Origin of the sequence: Flavobacterium sp. W20_MBD1_R3, from assembly GCF_052119725.1 — a bacterium.
Taxonomy (GTDB): domain Bacteria; phylum Bacteroidota; class Bacteroidia; order Flavobacteriales; family Flavobacteriaceae; genus Flavobacterium.
In genome coordinates this window covers 1-2748 of the sequence record NZ_JBGQOR010000026.1, presented here as the reverse complement: position 1 = coordinate 2748, position 2748 = coordinate 1, and the positions used below count along the sequence as shown (strand labels likewise).

The window sequence follows — 2748 nt, the reverse complement described above, 5'->3', positions numbered from 1 at the left end:
GCCAGAAGTACAGAACTCTTACCGGTTCCCTACTTCCACGTCGTTTTTACCTTGCCCGATAGTATTAATTCTCTAGCGCAATATCAACCTAAAATAGTGTATGATACTTTGTTTGAAGCGAGCTGGGAAACGCTTCAAACTTTTGGCAAAGCCAAAGAAATGCAGATGGGAATGATAGCGGTTTTGCACACTTGGGGACAGCAATTAAGTTTGCATCCACACCTGCATTGCATTGTTCCAGGTGGTGGAGTTAATAAAAACGCACAGTGGCAAAACAGCAGAACCGATGGCAAATTTTTATTCCCAGTCAAAGCCTTGTCGAAAGTTTTTAGGGCTAAATATTGCGCCAAACTCAGGGCAAAATTACCGATCCAATACGAACAAATCCGGAAAGAATTGTGGCGCAAGCCTTGGGTTGTATTTGCTAAGAAGCCTTTTGGAAGTCCAAAGTCAGTGGTGGAATATTTGGGACGTTACACCCATAAAATCGCCATTAGCAACCATCGAATCAAGAGCATAGACAATGAAAACGTGACTTTTGATTATAAGGATTACCGAGTAGCGGGTGTAAAAAAACAAATGACACTCACGCACAAAGAGTTTATTCGCCGATTTTCATTGCATATTTTGCCCAAACGTTTTGTCAAGATCCGACATTACGGTTTTTTGAGCAGTACATGGAAGCGACAAAAGCTGAAACTTTTACAAGAAAAGCTCAAAGTGAAAGTTTTAGAAAAAGTAGAAAAGAAGCCCTTTTTACCCAAGTGTCCGTGTTGTAAAACAGGAAATTTACACCGGATAGCAGTCTTCGACCAGCGCGGTCCGCCTGCTTGGTATCTTGGCGGTAGCCAAAACACCATTCCCTGTAAAAGCTAAATTACGGGTAAGGGAATTTGTGTTCAAAAGTGATGGAAAACACGAAAAAACCAAGAAGAAAACACTCCAAAAAAAAAGAGGCTCGCTTGCCTCTTGTATTTCTCTCTAAAAACTTTACGACAACTCCATAAGTGTTCACGGACGTACAATCGGTTCCGTTCAACCCGGGTTTCATTGTTTGTGCTGCGCACGCAACGAATCCCTAGCTGTTACCAGCAGTAAAATTCGACGTTAAATACTATAGCTTTCTGAAATGTGATTTTTAACATCAAAGAGAAATTCATTATAATTATTCAAAAAAACTCTAAAATCAAGATTAATAAATTTTGGCTGGTTTGCTCTATCATTAAAGTGTAAGTTATACGCAAAAACTACTGGATATTCTGAGCCTTTATATGCAACAATTTGTGGATTTATAAATGAGTGTTTGTAAGCATTAGATGTTTCATTTAGTTGTTGTAATAAGTTTCGATATTTTTCAATAGTATTATTAAAAGGCGTTTTTAATTTTATGAACTCTCCGATTGAGCTTACGTTTATCTTTTTAGGATATTTACCAGTTCTTTGATAATCTGAACATATAGAAATCAAAGAAATTATTTCGTCTGCTGTTTTTCTTAACCAATAAAAAATCTGTTCAGTAATCATTATATCTAAATATGAATCGTCTAAATTAGACATATAAAAACCCATTTCGACACGTTTTTTTTGCTCATAAAATTTCTCATACAAGTCTACGATTTGCATATTAACGCATTCTATACGTATAACAATTTGTGACCACACTAAATTAAGATTTCCAAAATCACTATTAGGATTTAAACTTATGAATTGATTTGCATTAAAATGCGTTTTGTATTTTTTTAACGCTTCTATAATCGGATATTCCATTGACGATTGTGTTTGTTTATTGCTGGTAACGTTATGCCACTTTGAGATGGCTGGAAGTTCGTAAACGCTCAGTTTTCGGCTTAACGAAAACTTGATGCGAAACGATAATTCCACTAAATTCCAGCTAGCTCAAAATGGCGGTTAGCGGATGTTTTTTAGCTTATCCAAGTTCGCCACTTTTCAATAATTTTCCATTTTCCATTTATTTTTTTCAGATATAATGATTTTCCACTTCCTCATAATCTTCCGCAGTAGTGATTCACTTCCAAATAAGCTACTTGATTATTTGATGAAAAAACAGGGATTGTCATTTCGTAGTAATTATATGGCTTTCCAGTTTTTTTCTTACTGATTTCTTTATCTTTTGTCGTAAAATTAATTTTGCCCACTATTTTGTTATCTATTTCTAATTTTTCTGGATTTAAATTTTGTTTTAATAAATACAGTGAATCAACAGCTTTGAAAAATGTAGATTTTCTGTCAAAATTTAGTATGTCAGTTATCGAAATATCATTAAACGATGGTGGTGGAGGTGGAGGAATTTCGCCGTTTTTTCGTTTTTTTGGAATGAATATATTTAATTTAATCAGCTCTTTACAAAGCATCTTTTTTCCTTTTGCATTTTCAAAAACATCTAGACTATCTTCCGTTATTATTACTTTTATAATTTCATTGATTTCTTTAACAGTTGATGGTGTTAATTCAGTTTTGCTTTCAGAATTTTTGCAACTGAAAATCGAAAAAAAAGCAATCGATAAAAGTATGTTTCTCATTTTGCAGTTTTTTAAAATATACGCTAACGTTCCCGCGCTACACGCAGGCTGGGATTAAAGATGCGTAATCTTTCGGTTAAAAACAAATGTCTCAAATGCAAACTATTTTTAAACTAAGCCAATTGCCCAGCTTGCTTGTAGCGTGTGTTGAACTAAACCTTCGGTAGCACCATTGTAGAATTTGATTATCTTACGAAGATAACTAAAA

3 protein-coding genes are annotated in these 2748 nt (G+C 34.6%); 1 reads left to right on the top strand and 2 read right to left on the bottom strand.

Annotation, left to right across the window (positions count from 1 at the left end):
* Positions 1-876, top strand: an 876-nt coding sequence (locus tag ACEN2F_RS14600; protein WP_441740519.1) for an IS91 family transposase, incomplete at its 5' end; no start/stop codon positions are given.
* Between the two features lie 231 nt (positions 877-1107).
* On the opposite strand, the gene ACEN2F_RS14595 is transcribed toward ACEN2F_RS14600, so the two are convergent.
* Together ACEN2F_RS14595 and ACEN2F_RS14590 are read right to left on the bottom strand one after the other, a co-directional pair.
* On the bottom strand, positions 1108-1767 hold the full coding sequence (locus tag ACEN2F_RS14595) for a hypothetical protein (protein WP_441740517.1): 660 nt from the start codon (positions 1765-1767) through the stop codon (positions 1108-1110).
* A 236-nt stretch (positions 1768-2003) separates the two neighbouring features.
* Positions 2004-2540 carry a hypothetical protein gene (locus tag ACEN2F_RS14590; protein WP_441740515.1) on the bottom strand — a complete coding sequence of 179 codons (537 nt, stop codon included), beginning with the start codon at positions 2538-2540 and terminating at the stop codon, positions 2004-2006.
* Positions 2541-2748 lie beyond the last annotated feature (208 nt).

Excerpts from the sequence above, each read along its gene's own strand:
- ACEN2F_RS14590 (WP_441740515.1), bottom strand. The coding sequence starts at position 2,540 with ATGAGAAACATACTTTTATCGATTGCTTTTTTTTCGATTTTCAGTTGC.
- ACEN2F_RS14595 (WP_441740517.1), bottom strand. The coding sequence starts at position 1,767 with ATGGAATATCCGATTATAGAAGCGTTAAAAAAATACAAAACGCATTTT.